General features: G+C 65.5%; 12 protein-coding genes. 7 read left to right on the top strand and 5 right to left on the bottom strand.

Annotation, left to right across the window (positions count from 1 at the left end; translation table 11 throughout):
* Window positions 1–14 precede the first annotated feature (14 nt).
* Genes PNAP_RS20275 through PNAP_RS20285 form a run of 3 tightly spaced genes read left to right on the top strand, consistent with a single transcriptional unit; the run spans window position 15 to window position 3484 of the window.
* Window positions 15–1238, top strand: coding sequence for a diaminopropionate ammonia-lyase (locus tag PNAP_RS20275; RefSeq protein ID WP_011803420.1), 1224 nt, complete (start codon window positions 15–17; stop codon window positions 1236–1238).
* Window positions 1235–2479, top strand: coding sequence for a Zn-dependent hydrolase (locus PNAP_RS20280; protein ID WP_011803421.1), 1245 nt, complete (start codon window positions 1235–1237; stop codon window positions 2477–2479). The genes PNAP_RS20275 and PNAP_RS20280 overlap by 4 nt, the downstream gene beginning before the upstream one ends.
* A 39-nt stretch (window positions 2480–2518) precedes the next feature.
* Window positions 2519–3484, top strand: coding sequence for an N-carbamoyl-D-amino-acid hydrolase (locus tag PNAP_RS20285; RefSeq protein ID WP_011803422.1), 966 nt, complete (start codon window positions 2519–2521; stop codon window positions 3482–3484).
* Window positions 3485–3656: 172 nt separating this feature from the next.
* Here the strand turns inward: PNAP_RS20285 and putA are convergent, their stop codons facing one another.
* Window positions 3657–7736: a trifunctional transcriptional regulator/proline dehydrogenase/L-glutamate gamma-semialdehyde dehydrogenase gene (gene putA / locus PNAP_RS20290; protein ID WP_041376854.1), complete on the bottom strand. Its 4080-nt coding sequence runs from the start codon at window positions 7734–7736 to the stop codon at window positions 3657–3659.
* A 272-nt stretch (window positions 7737–8008) separates the two neighbouring features.
* Here putA and PNAP_RS20295 point away from each other — a divergent pair, with 272 nt between their 5' ends.
* Together PNAP_RS20295 and PNAP_RS20300 are read left to right on the top strand one after the other, a co-directional pair.
* On the top strand, window positions 8009–10339 hold the full coding sequence (locus tag PNAP_RS20295) for an NADP-dependent malic enzyme (protein ID WP_011803424.1): 2331 nt from the start codon (window positions 8009–8011) through the stop codon (window positions 10337–10339).
* 496 nt (window positions 10340–10835) lie between these two features.
* The gene (locus tag PNAP_RS20300; protein ID WP_011803425.1) at window positions 10836–11261 is read left to right on the top strand and encodes a barstar family protein; all 426 of its coding nucleotides are present in this window, start codon (window positions 10836–10838) and stop codon (window positions 11259–11261) included.
* Between the two features lie 269 nt (window positions 11262–11530).
* Here PNAP_RS20300 and rsmA read toward each other — a convergent pair whose 3' ends face one another.
* Genes rsmA through PNAP_RS20315 form a run of 3 tightly spaced genes read right to left on the bottom strand, consistent with a single transcriptional unit; the run spans window position 11531 to window position 16213 of the window.
* Window positions 11531–12370, bottom strand: a complete 840-nt coding sequence (gene rsmA / locus PNAP_RS20305) for a 16S rRNA (adenine(1518)-N(6)/adenine(1519)-N(6))-dimethyltransferase RsmA (RefSeq protein WP_011803427.1) — start codon at window positions 12368–12370, stop codon at window positions 11531–11533.
* Window positions 12367–13776 carry a peptidylprolyl isomerase gene (locus tag PNAP_RS20310; protein ID WP_011803428.1) on the bottom strand — a complete coding sequence of 470 codons (1410 nt, stop codon included), beginning with the start codon at window positions 13774–13776 and terminating at the stop codon, window positions 12367–12369. Before PNAP_RS20310 ends, rsmA begins: the two co-directional genes overlap by 4 nt.
* Window positions 13769–16213, bottom strand: a complete 2445-nt coding sequence (locus PNAP_RS20315; protein ID WP_011803429.1) for an LPS-assembly protein LptD — start codon at window positions 16211–16213, stop codon at window positions 13769–13771. The genes PNAP_RS20310 and PNAP_RS20315 overlap by 8 nt, the downstream gene beginning before the upstream one ends.
* A gap of 102 nt (window positions 16214–16315) precedes the next feature.
* On the opposite strand from PNAP_RS20315, the gene PNAP_RS20320 reads away from it, so the two are divergent.
* A complete protein-coding gene (locus PNAP_RS20320) occupies window positions 16316–17398 on the top strand; it encodes an aminoglycoside phosphotransferase family protein (RefSeq protein ID WP_011803430.1) in 1083 nt (360 codons plus the stop codon).
* Window positions 17399–17489: 91 nt separating this feature from the next.
* Window positions 17490–18242, top strand: a complete 753-nt coding sequence (locus tag PNAP_RS20325) for a 16S rRNA (uracil(1498)-N(3))-methyltransferase (RefSeq protein ID WP_011803431.1) — start codon at window positions 17490–17492, stop codon at window positions 18240–18242.
* Window positions 18243–18301: 59 nt separating this feature from the next.
* On the opposite strand, the gene PNAP_RS20330 is transcribed toward PNAP_RS20325, so the two are convergent.
* Window positions 18302–19102 (bottom strand): amidohydrolase family protein, encoded by an 801-nt coding sequence (locus PNAP_RS20330; RefSeq protein WP_011803432.1) that lies wholly within the window; start codon window positions 19100–19102, stop codon window positions 18302–18304.
* Window positions 19103–19115: the final 13 nt, after the last annotated feature.

A 19115-nucleotide genomic window follows, 5' to 3' on the forward strand; every position in this document is an offset into this window, starting at 1 on the left:
CGAGCGAGCCTTCCATGCACAGCCTTCCAAGCATTTCAACCGACTACTTTCTCAACCCGGCGTTCCAGCGCGAGGAGCCCTATGGCGAGCAGCGCGCCAGCATTCTCAACGCCGGCGCGCTGGCCAGTGCCGGGCAGGAAATCACCGCCTGGCCCGGCTACCAGGTCACGCCCCGGCATTCGCTGGGCGGCCTGGCCGATGCGCTGGGCGTGGCCTCAATCAATTACAAGGACGAAGGCTCGCGCTTCGGCCTGGGCAGCTTCAAGGCCCTCGGGGGCGCCTACGCGGTCGGCCGGCTGCTGTGCCGCGTGCTGGGGCAGCAGTTGGGCCGGGTCGTGAACCCGTCCGACCTGCTGCAGGGCGAGTTGCGCCAGGCCGCCTCAAGCATCACGGTGACCTGCGCCACCGACGGCAACCATGGCCGGTCGGTGGCCTGGGGCGCGCAGCTGTTCGGCTGCCGCTGCGTGATCTACATTCACGCCTCGGTCAGCGACGGACGCAGGCAGGCCATCGAACGCTATGGCGCGCAGGTGGTGCGCACCGAAGGCAACTACGACGACGCCGTGCGGCAGGCCGACCGCGACGCCCGGGCCAAGGGCTGGCACGTCATCTCCGACACGTCCTACCCGGGCTACATGGACGTTCCGCGCGACGTCATGCAGGGCTACCAGCTGATGGTCCAAGAGGTCGTCCAGCAGCTGGGCGCCTGGCCGACGCATGTCTTCGTGCAAGCCGGCGTGGGCGGATTTTCCGCAGCCGTCTGCGCCTATTTCTGGGAGCGCGACGCGCAGCGGCGGCCCTTCTTCACGGTGGTGGAGCCGACCCGCGCCGACTGCCTGCTGCAAAGCGCGCGCAACGGCCGCATCACGGCGGTCACGGGCGAGCTGGACACGCTGATGGCCGGCCTGGCCTGCGGCGAGGTGTCGCTGCTGGCCTGGGACATCCTGGAACGCGGCGCCAACGCCTTCTGCACCGTGGACGACGACGCGGCCGTAGCGGTGATGCGGCTGCTGGCGCATCCGCCACGGAACGACGCCGCCATTGTGGCCGGTGAATCGGCCGTGGCCGGGCTGGCTGCGGCGATCGGCATCGCCAGCAACCCCGAAGCCCGGGCCGCGTTCAGAATCAATGCCGAAAGCCGGATTCTGTTCTTTGGCAGCGAAGCCGACACGGACCCGGCGCTTTACCGGCAGCTGGTCGGCGCCAGCGCGGCCGACGTCCTCGAGACGCAGGCATGAGTCCAGTACATAACCTGAAAATCAACCCCCAGCGGCTGGCGCAAAGCCTGGCGGCGCTGGGGCAAGTCGGCACGCTGGAGGGCGGCGGCGTGAACCGGCTGGCCCTCACCGAGGCCGACCGGCTCGGCCGCGAATGGACGCTGGCGCGCATGCGCGAGCTGGGCATGGCCGTCACCATCGACGCCATCGGCAACGTCACTGCCATCTATGCCGGCACCGAAGACCTGCCGCCGGTGATGACCGGCTCGCATATTGACACCGTGCGCACCGGGGGGCTGTACGACGGCAACTACGGCGTTCTGGCCGGCCTGGAAGTGGTGGCCACGCTGCGCGATGCCGGTGTGCGGCCGCGCCGGCCGATTGCGGTCGCGTTCTTCACCAACGAGGAAGGCGCGCGCTTTCAGCCCGACATGATGGGCAGCCTGGTGTATGTCGGCGGCCTGCCGCTGGCGCAGGCGCTGGCCACCCGCGCCGCAGACGGCCACACCGTGGAAGAAGAACTGCAGCGTATAGGCTACCGGGGACCGGCGGCCGTCGGCTGCCCGGTGGTGGACAGCTTCGTGGAGCTGCACATCGAGCAGGGTCCGGTGCTGCACCAGCAAGGCCTGCAGATTGGCGTGGTCGAGGGCGTTCAGGGCATCTCGTGGACCGAGTTCACGATTGAAGGCGTGTCCAACCATGCCGGCACGACGCCTATGGCCCTGCGCCATGACGCGGGCGTGGTGGCGGTGCGCATCGCGGCTTTTGTTCATGACCTGGCCTTGCGTTACGGCGGCCGCCAGCTGGCGACCGTGGGCTCGATGCAGCTGTCGCCCAACCTGGTCAACGTCATTGCCCAGCGCGCCGTGTTCACGGTGGACCTGCGCAACACCGACGAGGCCACGCTGGCCTGCGCCGAGGCCGAGGTGCATGCGTTCGCCGCGCAGTGCGCGGCTGCGCAAGGCGTTGCGTGCAGCCAGCGGCGCCTGGCGCGCTTCGAGCCGGTGGCGTTCGACCCGCTGGTGGTTAGCCTGATCGAGCAGGAAACCCGGGCGCTGGGCCTGTCCGCCCTGCGCCTGCCCAGCGGCGCCGGACACGACGCGCAGATGCTGGCGCGGGTCTGCCCCGCCGGGATGATCTTCGTGCCCAGCGTCAATGGACTGAGCCACAACGTGAACGAGTTCACCGAGCCCGACGACCTGGCGCAGGGCGCGCAGGTCTTGCTGCAGGTGCTGATGCGGCTGGCCCAGCGTGGTGTTTGAAATGATCCCCTTTTTATGTGAATTGACTGGAGTCTTGCAATGTCCCGATTTGTGAATGTGGCGCTGGGCCAGCTCGGCCCCATCCAGCGCACGGATTCGCGCCAGCAGGTCGTGAGCCGCCTGTGCGCCTTGATGCGTGAAGCGCACGCGCTCGGCGCGCACCTGATCGTGTTTCCCGAACTCGCCCTCACCACCTTCTTTCCGCGCTGGTACATCGAGGACGAGGAAGATATCAACAGCTTTTTCGAGCGCGAGATGCCCTCTGCCGCGACGCAGCCGCTGTTTGACCTGGCGCGCGAGCTGGGCATGGGCTTTTACCTGGGCTATGCCGAACTGGCGCAGGAGCAAGGCAAGGCGGTGCGCTACAACACCTCCATCATCGTCAACCGCCAGGGCGAGATCATCGGCAAATACCGCAAGGTGCATTTGCCGGGCCACGCCGAGCATGAACCGTGGCGGCGCTTCCAGCACCTTGAAAAACGCTACTTCACGCCCGGCAATCATTTTGGCGTGACCCCGGCCTTCGGCGGCATTTTTGGCATGGCGATCTGCAACGACAGGCGCTGGGCCGAGACCTACCGGGCCATGGGGCTGCAAGGCGTGGAGATGGTGCTGATCGGCTACAACACGCCGGTCCACAATGCCCCGGCGCCGCAGCACGATGACCTGTCGCTGTTCCAGAACCAGCTGTCGATGCAGGCCGGCGCCTACCAGAACGGCACCTGGGTCGTCGGCGTGGCCAAGGCCGGCCTGGAAGAAGGCGTGGACAGCATCGGCGGCAGCTGCATCGTCGCGCCATCGGGCGAAGTCGTGGCCCGCTGCATCACCAAGGGCGACGAAGTGGCGATTGCCCGCTGCGACCTGGATTTTTGCGCCATCTACAAACGCACCACCTTCAATTTCGACCTGCATCGCAGGCCCGAAGCGTATGGGTTGCTCGTCGAGCGAAAAGGCGAAACGCTGGCCGCCGATGGAACAGCAGTGGGTGTCCTGAACGCGCCGTGAACCTGCGCTGGCTGGCCCGCAAAGCCGGTTCAGGGGCACACTGGAAAAGGTGCAAACATGGCCTGCGCCTTTAACACTATTTTATTGATAGCTGCTTACGCCCGTTCCTATTGCGCAAAAGACATATTTCATCACTAAAAACCGGAAGAATCCCCTGCAGCCCGCCTATGGATCAGCCCATCGTCATGAGCTGCGCGTTGCCGCCGGCTGCGGCGGTGTTGGTGCTGATGCTTTGCTCATGCATCAGCGCGCTCATGTCGTACAGGGCGCCGTCGGCCAGTTGCGCCGGGGTCAGGTTTTCAATCCGCACGAGGGCGCCGGGGCGCTGCGCGACGCGCGGCAACAAGGCCTGCAGCGCGTCGCCATCGCCCTCGAACAGCATCGCGCTCAGCTGCGTCTCGCCCAGCAGTTGCGCGGTGGTGCGTGACTCGACAAAGCCCTGCGCCTCGGGCGGCAGCGCGGCCAGCGCCTGCGCCACGGCGCTGCTGGCCGCAGGCGTCTCCAGCCAGCACGGGTTGCCGCTGGCCAGCGCCGCCGCTACCTGGTGCACCAGGCCGAGCGCGGTCTGCGGCGCGGCCCAGACGGCGCCGCGCGGCAGCAGCTGGTAGCGGTTCGACTCGCCGGTGGGTCCGGGCAGGGTGAACAGCTGGCCCAGCACGCTGCTGGCGCGGTACGCTTCGCACGCGGCCACGGCCAGTGCGGCGTCACCGCTGCCCTGCCAGCCCGCCAGCGCGGCAAATTGGGGGCCTTGCAATGCAGCGCCCAGGCTTTGCAGCGCCTTCAGCGCGGGCACATCGGCCGGGTCGCGCCCGATGGCGGGCGCGGACGTGCGGCTGACGGGCATCGCCGGCAGCGCAGCCAGCGCCAGCTTGCCCTGCGACTGGCCGGCCTGCAGCAGGCGGTACAGGTAGAGCGGGCCGCCCGCCTTGGGGCCGGTGCCGGACAGGCCCATTCCGCCGAAGGGCTGCACGCCGACCACCGCGCCAATCACATTGCGGTTGACGTAGATATTGCCGGCCTGCACCTTCTGCGTGACCTGGGCAATGGTTTCGTCGATGCGGCTGTGCACGCCGAAGGTCAGGCCGTAGCCGGTGGCGTTGATCGCGTCCAGCACCTCGCCGAGCTGCTCGCGGCGGTAGCGCAGCACATGCAGCACCGGGCCGAAGACCTCGCGCTTGAGGCGCTGGATGCTGTCGATCTCGATCAGCGCGGGCATCACGAAATGGCCCTGGCCGGCGCTTTCGTCACGCGCCATGCGGGTGACGCTCTGGCCTGCGGCCTGCATGGCGGCAATGTGCCGCTCGATCTGGATGCGCGCGTCCTCGTCGATCACCGGGCCGACATCGGTGTGCATGCGGTCGGGGTTGCCCATGACCCATTCGCGCATGGCTTCCTTGATCATATGGACCACGCGCTCAGCGCCGTCTTCCTGGATGCACAGCAGGCGCAGCGCCGAGCAGCGCTGGCCGGCCGAATCAAAGCTTGAGGCCAGCACGTCGCCGACCAGCTGCTCGGCCAGCGCCGACGAGTCGGCCACCAGCGCGTTCTGGCCGCCGGTCTCGGCGATCAGCGGGATGCAGCGGCCCTGCGGGCTCAGGCGTTTCGCCAGCGTCTGCGCGATCAGCCGCGACACTTCGGTCGAGCCGGTGAACATCACGCCGGCCACCTGACGGTGCGCCACCAGCGCCGCGCCGACGGTATCACCCGCGCCGGGCACCAGCTGCACGGCATCCTGCGGCACGCCGGCTTCGTGCAGGATGTTCACCATCACACCGGCAACCAGCGGCGTCTGCTCGGCCGGCTTGGCCAGCGCGCAGTTGCCGCTGGCCAGCGCGGCGGCCACCTGGCCGGTGAAAATCGCCAGCGGGAAGTTCCACGGGCTGATGCACAGCACCACACCGAGCGGGCGGTGCGAGTCGTTGTCGAAGGTCGCCTCGACCTGGGCGGCGTAGTAGCGCAAAAAGTCCACCGCTTCGCGCACCTCGGCAATCGCGTTGGGCAGCGACTTGCCGGCTTCGCGCACGATCAGGCCCAGCAGGCTTTGCGTGCGCTGCTCCAGCAGGTCGGCCGCGCGTGTCAAGCAGGCGGCGCGCTCCTGCGGCGGCGTGCCCTGCCAGATCTGCGCGGCGCTGGCGGCGCGGCTGACGACCTGCTCGACTTCCTGCGCGGTGGCCGGGCGCACCCAGCCGACCTGGTCGCGCGTGTCGGCCGGGTTCAAGACAGGCTGCCAGCCGTCGGCTACGGCCTTGTCCGGATCGAAGGATGAAACGTCGGCAACGCTGGCCGCTGCAGCGTAAGTGACCTGGGTGCTGCGCAGCAGGCCGGCGGCAAGCGACGCCAGTTGCTGCTCGTGCGCCAGGTTCAGGCCCGACGAGTTCAGCCGCGACTGCGCGCCCAGGTTGGCAAACAGCTGGCGCGGCAGCGCGATCTTCGGGTGCGGCGCGCCCAGCCGGCCGGTTTCAAGCGCGATCTGGCGCACGTCAGCCACCGGGTCAACGACCAGTTCGGCCACCGGCACGCTGGCATCGCCGATGCGGTTGACGAACGAGGTGTTGGCGCCGTTCTCCAGCAGGCGGCGCACCAGGTAGGCCAGCAGCGTCTCGTGCGTGCCGACCGGGGCGTAGATGCGGCAGGGGCGGGCCAGCTTGCCGTCGGCGGCACTGCCCGTGACCTGCTCATACAGCGGCTCGCCCATGCCGTGCAGGCACTGGAATTCGTACTGGCCGCTGTAGTAGTTGCCACCAGCCATGTGGTAGATGCTTGCTACGGTCTGCGCATTGTGGGTGGCGAACTGCGGGTAAACAGCGTCGGGCGCGGCCAGCAGCTTGCGCGCGCAGGCCAGGTAGGAAACGTCGGTGTGCACCTTGCGCGTGAACACCGGGTAGCCGTCCAGGCCACCCTCTTGCGCGCGCTTGATCTCGCTGTCCCAGTAGGCGCCCTTGACCAGCCGCACCATCAGTCGGTGGCTGCTGCGCCTGGCCAGGTCGATCAGGTAGTCGATCACGTAGGGGCAGCGCTTCTGGTAGGCCTGCACCACGAAGCCGATGCCGTTCCAGCCCTTGAGCGCCGGGTCGAAGCACAGGCTTTCAAGCAGGTCGAGCGAGAGTTCGAGCCGGTCGGCCTCCTCGGCGTCAATGTTCAGGCCGATGTCGTAGCGGCGCGCCAGCAGCGTGAGCCTGAGCAGTCGCGGCAGCAGCTCGCCCATCACCCGGTCGCGCTGGGCGCGGCTGTAGCGCGGGTGCAGCGCCGACAGCTTGACCGAAATGCCCGGCCCTTCATGGATGCCGCGCCCGTGCGACGCCTTGCCGATGGCATGGATGGCCTGCTCGTAGGACGCCAGGTAGCGCTCGGCGTCCTGCTCGGTCGCGGCGGCTTCGCCCAGCATGTCGTAGGAATAGCGAAAGCCGGCCTTTTCCAGCGCGCGGCTGTTGGCCAGGGCTTCGGAGATGGTCTGGCCGGTCACGAACTGCTCGCCCATGAGCTTCATGGCGCGGTGCACGCCCTGGCGGATCAGCGGCTCGCCGCCCTTGCCGATCAGACGGGTCAGCGACGAGCCCAGGCTTTTTTCGCTGCTGGTGGCGGTCAGCTTGCCGGTCAGCATCAGCCCCCAGACGGCGGCGTTGACAAACATCGACGGCGAATTGCCCAGGTGCGCATGCCAGTCGCCACGGCTGATCTTGTCGCGGATCAGCGCGTCGCGCGTGGCGTTGTCGGGAATGCGCAGCAGCGCCTCGGCCAGGCACATCAGCGCCACGCCTTCCTGGCTGGAGAGCGAGAATTCCTGCACCAGCGCTTCCACGCCGCCGGCGTCTTGTCTGCCGCGCAGGCCTTGCACGAGCCGGGTGGCGACGTCTTCGATGGCGGCGCGCTGGGCGGCATCGCCGGTGTGCGCCAGTTGCACCAGCATGGGCAGGCACTCTTCCTCGGGCCGGTGCCAGGCGGCGGTGACGGCGGCGCGCAAGCTGGTCTGCGGCAGGACGTTTTGCGCCCAGTCCAGGAAGGGCTGAGAAGAAAGCGTGGTATTGACCGGCAGGAGCGGCTCGCCGGCATCGTCAAGCCCGGTTTTCTGGATACCATCGGTTGCACCCAGGGTTGTACCTTGCGGCAACTGACCCCGCTCGATGTTTTCGACATACTGCAAGACTGCCTGCTTGATCAGCCAGTGGGGAGCCCTGCCTTGCTGGGCGGCGGCTTCCCTGATACGGGCTCGAAGCGCCTCATCAACCTTCAGGCCGAGCGTGACTGTGGACATGGGTTGCACCTTTTAAAAATAAGTGCAACCCATTCTATAAAAGGTACAACCCAAGCCATATACGGGTTAACACCAATAGATTGCTTCTGTCTTTTGCAAAAAAACATCACGCGCACGAATCCAGCAAAGCGGTGATGCGTGCAAAAAAATCAAAAATACATCGTCCCGGCGCATGGATTTCACCCCTGTTTCTGCGCTAGGTGCGGCCTACAATCGCAAACCGTACAAACGAGTTGACGGCCGCACTGACCGTCCTAGCTGGAGACTTATCAATGCTCACCCCATCCGCTGCGATGCCCCACGATCTTGATACCGAGCGCAACGAAAAGCGCGCCGAACTGCGCCGCGCCGCGCTGGAATACCATGAGTTTCCAACCCCCGGCAAGATTGCCATTTCCGCCACCAAGCAGCTGACCAACCAGCGCGATCTGGCGCTGGCCTATTCGCCCGGCGTGGCCGCGCCCTGCGAGGAAATCGTCAAGGACCCGAACGCCGCCTTCAAGTACACCAGCCGGGGCAACCTGGTCGCCGTCATCACCAACGGCACGGCGGTGCTGGGACTGGGCGACATCGGCCCGCTGGCTTCCAAGCCGGTCATGGAAGGCAAGGGCGTGCTGTTCAAGAAGTTCGCCGGCGTCGATGTGTTCGACATCGAGATCGACGAGAAAGACCCGGCCAAACTGGTCGAGATCATCGCCTCGCTGGAGCCGACCTTCGGCGCCATCAACCTCGAAGACATCAAGGCGCCGGACTGCTTTTATATCGAGCGCGAACTGCGCAAGCGCATGAAGATTCCGGTCTTTCACGACGACCAGCACGGCACGGCCATCACCGTCGGCGCGGCCATGCTCAACGCCCTGAAGGTAGCGGGCAAGGATCCGAAAAAAGTCAAGCTCGTGACCTCCGGCGCGGGTGCGGCGGCGCTGGCCTGCCTGGGCCTGCTGCTCAAGCTGGGCATTCCGCGCGAGAACATCTACGTGACCGACCTGGCCGGGGTGGTCTATGAAGGCCGCACCGAACTGATGGACGAGGACAAGATCCAGTTCGCCCAGCCCACGCAAGCCCGCACGCTGGGCGAAATCATCGAAGGCGCGGATGTCTTTCTGGGTCTGTCGGCTGGCGGCGTGCTCAAGAAAGAGATGGTCGCGAAGATGGCGGCCCACCCCATCATTTTTGCGCTGGCCAACCCAAACCCGGAAATCACGCCCGAAGACGTCAAGTCGGTGCGCGATGACGCCATCATCGCCACCGGCCGCAGCGACTACCCGAACCAGGTCAACAACGTCCTGTGCTTTCCGTATATCTTTCGCGGCGCGCTGGATGCCGGCGCATCGACCATCACCATCGAGATGGAAATCGCCGCCGTCCACGCCATTGCCGAGTTGGCGCAGGCCGAGCAGAGCGAAGTGGTCGCCGCCGCCTACATCGGCGAAAAGCTGACCTTCGGCCCGGAATACCTGATTCCCAAGCCGTTTGATCCGCGCCTGATGATGAAGATTGCACCGGCCGTGGCCCAGGCCGCCGCCGACAGCGGCGTGGCGCTGCGGCCCATCGCCGACATGGACCACTACCGCGAGCGCCTGCAAAGCTTTGTCTATGCCTCCGGCACGATCATGAAGCCGATTTTCACGGCGGCCAAGGTCGCGGCCCGCAAGCGCGTGGCCTATGCCGAAGGCGAGGAAGAGCGCGTGCTGCGCGCCTGCCAGATCGTGGTGGACGAAAACCTGGCCCGGCCGACGCTGATTGGCCGCCCGGCCATCATCGCCCAGCGGATTGAAAAGTTCGGCCTGCGCCTGAAGGAAGAACTCGACTACGACGTGGTCAATGTCGAGCAGGACCACCGCTACCGCGACTTCTGGCAGACCTACCACCGCCTGACCGAGCGCAGCGGCGTGACGGCGCAGATGGCCAAGATCGAAATGCGCCGCCGCCTGACCTTGATTGCCGGCATGCTGCTGCTCAAGGGCGATGTGGACGGCCTGATCTGCGGCACCTGGGGCACGACGAGCCACCATCTGGCCTACCTGGACCAGGTCATCGGCAAGCGCGAAGGCGTCAACACCTATGCCTGCATGAACGGGCTGATGCTCCCCGGCCGCCAGGTGTTTTTGCTCGACACCCACGTCAACTACGACCCGACAGCCGAGCAGCTGGCCGAAATCACCACCATGGCGGCCGAGGAAATGATGCGCTTCGGCATCAAGCCCAAGGCGGCGCTGCTGTCGCATTCGAACTTCGGCTCGTCCAACCACCCGAGCGCCCTGAAAATGCGCCGCACGCTCGAACTGCTGCGCGAGCAGACGCCCTGGCTCGAAGTCGATGGCGAAATGCACGGCGACGTGGCGCTGGATGCCGAGGGCCGCCGCCTCATCATGCCCAACAGCACGCTGACCGGCGAAGCCAACCTGCTGGTGCTGCCCAATATTGACGCCGCCAACATTTCCTACAACCTGCTCAAGACCGCAGCCGGCGGCAACATTGCCATTGGCCCGGTGCTGCTGGGTGCCAACAAGCCGATGCACATCCTGACGCCAACGGCCACCGTGCGCCGGATTGTCAACATGACGGCACTCACGGTCGCGGACGCCAACGCCGCACGCTAAAGTCAAAGCCGTCAGGCGTTACCAAGTAAAGAGGGCTTTAGAGCCCTCTTTTTAATGCCTAAAATTTCAGCAATCGCTTGCCTTTTTTTTCCGCATGCGGCAAACTACCCCTCTTGAAATTTAAGGGTTAACCCGACGAATTGGCCCGAAGTGAGCGGCCAGTCCCAGGGTTCAGCTCTGGTTTTGGCGAGCCTCCCGGTGCCAGGACAGGTTTCAAGTGCTAAAAAGATTCCGCATTTTTCCGCCATCAGGCGGTCGGAATCCAGCACAGAAATTTCCGGTAATTCGCCGCCCCTTGTGGGAATCCGAAAGGTAGGCGTTTTGCTGAAGTCGGCGCAAGCCGATGCGGTCGGGCATGGCCGTCCTGTAGAGGGAATCCCCGCCATTGATGGTGGGGAGGATGCCAAGATCACTATGCGAGTTTTCGCAAAATCGTTCACTAACCAGGACTGTGGTTGTTATTTTGACTTTTGACTCAAGAGAAAGAGAAGCGGAGATGGAAACACCACTTCGTAAGGACGACGAAATACCATTGAAGGGCATCCGGCCCAACATTGTTCAGTCCATACGCGCCTTTCGTGTGCCCGAATTGCAGGAAGCTGCGACGAAGCTGAACCAGCATTTTCTGTATGCCAACCTGGGCAACGCCCAGAGCAAGCAGGACATTCTGGACATGATCGCGGCCCAGTACACCTTCCCGGCGCATGTCGGCAAGAACTTCGATGCCTTGTACGACTGCATGACGGACCTGGTTCACAAATCAGGCCCGCAGCCCGGCTTTATCGTCGTGCTGGAGCAGATTCCTGCGCACGCCAAATTCGACAAGGAAGCGCGCGAGCAACTGCTCGACATCTTCCGGGATGCAGCCGACTACTGGGCGGATCGCAAGATACCGTTCAGATGCTTCTATTCTTTTCTGTAGCCCGCTCCCCAGACATTGGCCAAGGGGATCGGGCGAATGAGGCCCAGCAAGTCGTCGCAGAAGGTGCAGAACCGATGCCGACCGACAAACTGCTCGACGTGTCGCCACTGGCGCTGCGCATGAGCAGTCCGTTCAACGCCAGCTACTGGCTCGCGGCGGCCTGAAACCCCAAGTTTCAGGCATCCCATAAAAAACCCGCAACTTGCGGGTTTTTTTACGATCAAATAGGGCTTTTACGCTCGTCCAGCAAGCGCTTTAAGCTACATTTTTTATAGCAGTTCTATTTTTTCGGGCTGCGCCGTGCCGGTCTGTACCTGCTGCGCCAGCGCCAGGTACTCGGCCACCGGCACCTCTTCGGCGCGCCGCTTGACATCGAACTCGCCAGAAAACGCATGCTGCTCCAGCCATTGGCCGAGCGTGTGGCGCAGCAGTTTGCGGCGCTGGCTGAAGGCGACCCGCACCAGCTCGCTCAGCAGCTTGACGTCCAGCCTGGCCGGCTCGGCATGCGGCACCATGCGCACGATGGCGCTGTCCACGCGCGGCGGCGGATCAAAGCTCTGCGGCGGCACATACAGGACATTTTCCATCGCATAGCGCCACTGCAGCATCACGCTCAGGCGGCCGTAGTCGCTGGTCGAGGGCATAGCCACCATGCGGTCGATGACTTCCTTTTGCAGCATGAAATGCTGGTCTTCAATCACCTCGACCGCATCAAGCAGGTGAAACAGGATGGGCGTGGAGATGTTGTAGGGCAGATTGCCGACCACCCGCAACTTGCAAGGGCTGGGGGTTTGCGAGGCTGCGCCGCGCAACGCGCCGGCAGACTGGACCTGCTCCGCCAACTGCAGGAAATCCACCCGCAGCACATCGGATTCAATGACCGTCAGTTGCGGATTCGAGCGCAGCTGGCGCGCCAGGTCGCGGTCCAGCTCGATCACCGTCAGGTGCCCAAGGCGCTCGACCAGCGGCCGCGTCATCGCGGCCAGGCCAGGACCGATCTCGACCATCGGCTGGCCGGGCAAAGGCGCAATCGCCTCCACGATGCCTTCGATGATCAGCCGGTCGGTCAGGAAATGCTGGCCGAAGCGCTTGCGCGCAATGTGTTTCATTGCGGCTGCTCGCGGAATTCCACGTAGGCGCGGCCACGGATGTCCTCGGCCCAGCGCACATAGGCTTCGTTCTGCTTTTTCTCGCGCAGCATGCCGCGCACCATCTCGCGCTGGTCACGCGGCGAAACCGGCGCCTCGCGGCGTTCCAGCACCTGCACCAGGTGAACGCCGAAGCGCGACACCAGCGGGTCGGAGACCTGGTTGGGCGCCAAGGCGTTCATGACCTTTTCAAATTCCGGCACGAAAGCGCCGCCAGGCACCCAGCCCAGGTCGCCGCCCTGCTTGGCCGAGGCATCCTGGCTGTTTTCGCGCGCCAGGGCGGCAAAGTCGGCCTGGCCGGCCACGATGCGCTTCTTGAAGCCGGCGAGTTTTTCCACGGCGGCCGCTTCGGTGAGCTGGGGCGTCAGCCGCAGCAGGATGTGGCGGGCATGGGTTTGCGTGATGACCGCATCGGGCAAACCGCCCTGCCGCTTCTCGATCACCTTCAGGATGTGAAACCCGGCGGCGCTGCGCACCGGGCCGGCCAGGCCGCCCGCAGGCAGGCTTTGCGTCGCCTCGACAAACAACGGCGGATAGCGGTCGGCGCTGCGCAGGCCGATCTGGCCGCCATTGCTGCGCGAAGCCGCCGCCGAAACCTCGGTCGCCAGCGCGGCGAAGTCGGCACCGGCCTTGGCACGCTCCAGCACCTGCCGGGCCTTGGCCTGCAGGCTGGCGACCTGCTCGGGCGTGGCGTTTTCGGGCACCGCCACCAGGATTTCAGCCAGGTTGAGCGCCGCCGGGGCCGCACCTGCAGCACCCGGCTTGCCTTCCTGGCTGCGCAGGTAGTCGTCAATTTCCATCTCGCTCACGTTGATGCGCGACTCGACTTCGCGCTGGCGCAGCCGGCTGATCAAGAGTTCGTCACGAATCTCCGAGCGGAACTGGGCATAGTCGATGCCGTCGGCCTTCAGGCGGCGGCGCAGCTCATCGACCGTGATCTGGTTCTGGCGGGCGACCGTCTGGACCGCGCCCTCGACGGCGTTGTCGTCGATCTTGAAGCCCGTGGCCTGCGCGGCCTGCAACTGGGCCTTGTCGCTGATCATGCGCTCCAGCAGTTGCGGCATCAGCTCGCTGCGCGGCGGCAGGGCGATGCTCTGCTGCTTGAGCTGCTGCTCGGTGCGCAGCAGCTTGGTGCGCACTTCATTGTTGGTGATCGGCTCGGAATTGACCACGACCACGATGAAGTCGGCCTGCTGCTGGGCGCCCGCGCGTGGCGCGGCATTGCCCGCCGGCGCGGCCGGCACCACCAGGCGCGGCGCGGCCGAAGGCCGGGCGATCTGGGCCTGCACGACGCTCAGCGGCAGCGCAAGCACGAGCGCCAGCGCAGCGGCCAGCGGCCGGACAGTCAAAAAACGGTGTTTAGTCATAAGTGGTAAAGCGGCTGGGAGGGCTGATTTTGTCACGCAAGTATTGGTAGCGTGGCACGTTGCTCTTGAGCGTTTCGAGCGGGCTGGAGCCGATGCGCGAAAAACCGACCATTTCAAGCTGGAACAGGATTCGGGTGCTGGCGGTCGCGGTGCTGTTTTGCGAGCGCTGCAGCACCACGCGGCCAATCCAGCAGCAGCCATCGTACTCAATGCCGACCACCGCATCGACCAGCTTTTTCTCCAGCGTGCTGTAGTTCAGCCGGCCCACGCTGTAGTAGCGACCGCCGCCCTGGCCGCGCCCGGCGCCCAGGTCCTGGCCCTTGTCGCCCCACAGGTCGTTGATGGGCCACTGCCAGCCGACGTCGATCTGCTCACTGATGTTGCGCTGGCGGCGAAATGCGGCGCTGACGGTGCGGTAGTTGCCCGGGTTGTAGCGCACGCCGATGGAGGCCAGTTCGGACTGCCTGATCTTGGGGTTGTACTGGACCGTGCTGTCGAACGTCCACTGCGGCACCCAGTTGACCGATGCGCCCACCAGCAGGTCGCTGACGCGGTCGGTCACCGGCAAGGCGCCGGGCACGGGCGTGGTGCCGAGCGCCGGCAGGCTGACGCGCTGGTCGTCAAAGCGCAGGCGCTGGGCAATGCCCAGCCGCACGGCCTCGGCGCCGGTGGCCGGGTCCAGCAGGCGCGAGGTCACGCCCAGGGTCAGCAAATTGGCATCCGAGATGCGGTCGTTGCCGACAAAGGCGTTCTCGGTGAAGACGGTGGCGAAGTTGAAGCTGTTGACGCCCGAGTCGTAATTGGGCAGGTAGCTTTGGTCGCGGTAAGGCGTGCGCACATAAAAAGCGCGCGGCTCCAGCGTCTGGGTAAAGCTGCGGCCAAAGTAGCTGGCGTCGCGCTCGAACTGCAGGCCGCCGTCCAGGCTGAAGGTTGGCACCACGCGCGAAGCCGACGTGGCGCCGTTGGCCAGCGGCGAGTCGAACTGGTAGCTGCTGGCATGCAGCTGCACCTTGGGCGTGATGTAGCCCCACGGCGCCAGCCACGGACGGCTGACCTGCAACCGGCTGAAGGCGCGGCTGCCGTTGGGCTGCTTGGTCAGGTTCTGGTCGGCGGAAAAACGGGTGAAATCGGCCTCGGCGGACCAGTCAAAACCGCTGCCCAGCCCGAGCAGCGGGGCATCGACACGGGTATAGGCCGCGGTCAGCTGCGGCAGGCGGTCATACGGCGGGATGATCGGCGAGCTGACATCCTGCAGCGTCTGCCACTTGAGCGCCCGTACTGACGAGGAAAAATAGCCCTTGCCCCAGCTCAGCGACGCATCCTGGGTCAGCAGCCGCTGCGTGACCTGGCCGGTGGTGAGCGGAAAATCGCGCCAGTAGTCGTTGTCGCTGACCTTGTTCAGATTCAGGTTCAGCCCCACCCCGCCGATGGCCGACACGCCGGTGTCGATGGCACCGACATGCTGCAGCGAATACGACCAGCGGTCACGGCCCCGCAGCTTGTCGCCAGGCAGCACATTGGCGCTGACCTGGCCCCGGTAGGTGGGCTCCAGGTAGCGGAATTCGCCGGCCAGATCGACGCCGCGCTTGCTCATGACGGCAGGCGAAAAGGTCGCATCCCGGTTCGGCGCGATGTCAAAGTAATACGGCTGGCGAATTTCAAAGCCGTTGAGCGAACTCAGGCCCAGCGTGGGCGGCAGCAGGCCCGACTTGCGCTTGTCGCTGAGCGGAAAGCTGACCTTGGGAAAGGCCAGGATCGGCACGTCCTTGAAGCGCACGACGGCGCCGGTGGCCACGCCGACTTCCTGGTCCAGGTCAAAGTCAACGCGCGTGGCGGTCAGCTCCCAGGCGGGCTTCCAGCTTTCCTCGTTGTTGCGCTCGCAGGTGGTGTAGGTGGCGCGGTGCGCGGTCAGGTGCTTGTCGTCGATGAAATCGACCCGCTCGGCCTGGCCGTTGCCGCCGTTTTGCAGGAACGAATAGCGCGGCGTGGTGAAAAAGCCTTCAAAACGGTCCAGCTTGAGCTGCAGTTCCGGGCCTTCAAAGCGGTTGCCGGCGTTGTTGATGCGCACATGGCCGGTGCTCTTGAGCTGGTCGTCGGGCTGGTAGTACTCGATGCGGTCGGCGCGCATGGACGTGGCGCCACGGCGCAGCTCGGCATTGCCCTCAATCACCGTTTCCAGGTCCGGCCGGCCTGAAATCCGGTCGCCGAAGACAAACGTCGGGCCTTCATCTTCCGGTGCTTTGGAGACGCCCTCGGCCAGCATGGGCGTGCTTTTGAGCGCCAGCGGAGGGGCCGCAGCGGCGCTTTCGGCTCCGGCCGGCGCCTGCGCATGGCCAGGTCCTGCGGCGGCCAGCCCCAGCGTGGCGAGCATCGCCAGCCGGGAGACAGCATGGGCCACCGGGGAAAGAATAAAGGAGGAGTGGGATGCGCGGCGCATCGTTTGTATGAGATAAACCCGTTTGTAAAATCAGGGCTGATTATCCATGACCCTCTTACCGGCCTGTGCCGGGCTGCCGCACTGACCAAGGGCTTTGACAAAATGACCGCTTCCCCTCCCGACTGGCTTGACCCCGCGCGCGCCAGCGCCTTTGCCCACTGGCTGGCCGCCGTGGCGCCGCAACACGCCCTGCAGCCCGATACCGTCCGGCTGGCCTCGGCCGATGCCAGCTTTCGGCGCTATTTCCGCGTGGACGCGGCCGCTGGCACGGCCAGCTTCATCATCATGGATGCGCCGCCGGCCCAGGAAGACTGCGCGCCGTTCGTCAAGGTGGCCGGCCTGATGGCGGACGCCGGCCTGAGCGCGCCGCGCGTGCTGGCCTGGGACGAGCCGCTGGGCTTCATGCTGCTGAGCGACCTGGGCGCGCAGACCATGCTCGACGTGATCGCGCCGCCCGCCGCCGTCGATGCCCGCGTCGAGGCGACAACAGCGCACTTCGACCTCTACATGCAGGCGGTGGACGTGCTGGTGCAGTGGCAGCTGGCGTCCAAACCCGGCGTACTGCCGCCCTACGACGACGCGCTGCTGTCGCGCGAACTGGCGCTGTTCCCCGAGTGGTATGTCGGCAAGCACCGGGGTTTTGCGCTCGACGCCACACTGATGGGCAAGCTCGATCCGCTGTTCGCGCAGATCAAGGCCAGCAACCTGCAGTCGCTCGACGGCGCGCGCGTCTATGTGCACCGCGACTTCATGCCGCGCAACCTGATGGTGGACAAGAACGGCGACCTCGGCGTGCTCGACTTCCAGGACGCGGTCTATGGCCCGATCACCTACGACATCGCCAGCCTGATGCGCGATGCCTTTTTAAGCTGGGAAGAGGAGTTCGTGCTCGACATCACCGTGCGCTACTGGCAAAGGGCGCGCAAGGCCGGCCTGCCGGTCGGCGACGATTTCGGCGAGTTCTACCGGGCGGTCGAATGGATGGGCCTGCAGCGCCACCTCAAGGTGCTCGGGATTTTTGCGCGCCTGACGCTGCGCGACGGCAAGCCCAAGTACCTGCTTGATACGCCGCGCTTCATCAAATACGCCCGCGCGACCTGCGCCCGCTACCGCCAGCTCGGGCCGCTGATGGTGCTGCTCGACGAGATCGAAGGCAACGAAACCCGCGTGGGGTACACGTTTTGATGCCAAATATGCCTTTTGCGCACGCTGTATATGCGCAAGCAGCTATTATTTCAATAGCGAATCCCATTATTCTCCAGCCGGCTGAAACGCCGTGAGCGCGCGCTTTTATGCCGACGTGGCGCTCGCCGCCGGAACGTCCATCAGCCTGCCCGAGCAGACTGCCCGCCATGTGCAGGTGCTGCGCCTGCAGCCGGGCGAGCGCATCACGCTGTTCAACGGCCGGGGCGACACTGAAGGCGAATTCGACGCCACCGTCGAGCGCATGGGCCGCAGCGACGTGGACGTGACCATCGGCGCCTGGACTGCCACCGCGCGCGAGGCCGCGCGCACCATCCACCTGGTCGTCGGCATGCCGGCCAACGACCGCATGGACTGGCTGATCGAAAAAGCCACCGAACTCGGCGCGGCCAGCATCCAGCCGGTGATGAGCGAGCGCAGCGTGCTGCGCCTCAAGGCCGAGCGCGCCGACAAGAAGGTCGCGCACTGGCGCGGCATCGCCATCGCATCGAGCGAACAGTGCGGGCGCAACCGGGTGCCGCTGATTCACGACGTGGCGACGCTGGGCGAATGGCTGAAGAAAAGCACGGCGGAAACCGGCGCCGCCGCCAGCAACGGCATGCGGCTGCTGCTGTCGCTGCAGGACGGCAGCAGGCCGCTGGCTGAAGCCGTCGCCAGCACCGCACTGGCCTCCTTCACGTTTCTCAATGGCCCGGAAGGCGGCCTGAGCCCGGCCGAGGAAGCCGCCGCCCTTGCCTGCGGCTTCAGCCCGGTCACGCTCGGGCCGCGCGTGCTGCGCGCCGAAACCGCGCCGCTGGCCGCGCTGGCCACGCTGCTCTGTTATTAATAGCTGCTTGCGCAATGGGGACGTGCGCTAGCAGACTTTTTATTGATCCTTGAAGAACATCAATCACCCCAATACAGGCGCCGGGGGTTGGTGGACAGTACCGTCTCGATGACCGCTTCATCGCCCAGCCACTCGTGCAGGGAATTGAGCAGCCCGGGGTAGTCCGCCAGCGATTCGTGGTTCGTGCATGGCCAGTCGCTGCCCCACAGCAGGCGGCCGGCGCCCAGCTCGCCGAGCCACAGGCGCGACAGTTCGCCTGGGTTCAATCCCCCCAGCCGGTAGGCGCCACTGAGCTTGAGATGCACGTTGCTGCGCCGGGCACGCTCAGCCAAGGCCCGCACCGTTGCGTCATCAGCCGAGATCGCCTCGGGCTTGCCCATGTGGTCAATGACCAGTGGCAGCTCGCCGGGCAGTTGCGCAAGCACCTCCGGCAAGCGGCCGATGTCGGTGTGCAGTTCCAGATGCCAGCCGAGCAAGGCCAGCGCGTCCCACAGCGGGGCGGCCTTTGACCATTCGCGCAATGCATGCGAAACGCCCGCCAGGTTCAGCCGGATTGCGCGCACGCCAGCCCGGTGCAATGGCTGCAGCGTTTGAAGCGTCGCCTCCGGCCCGACCACCGCGACGCCGCGCAAGACGCCTGGCCATCGCTCCAGTTCAGCGACCAGCTGCGTGTTGTCGCTGCCCATGAAGCTGGTCTGGACCAGCACGCCGCGACCCACGCCCAGCGGCTGAGCGTTGGCTTGCCAGCTTGAAAACGGCGCATCGTAAGCCGGCGCGTAGCGCGCTCCGGCCTGGGCAATGCCCGCCCTGAAAACATGGAAATGCGTATCGACGGCGGTTTTTGACACATCAGAAAACATGGTTTATATTATA

It is taken from the genome of Polaromonas naphthalenivorans CJ2, assembly GCF_000015505.1.
Classification (GTDB): Bacteria; Pseudomonadota; Gammaproteobacteria; order Burkholderiales; family Burkholderiaceae_C; genus Polaromonas; species Polaromonas naphthalenivorans.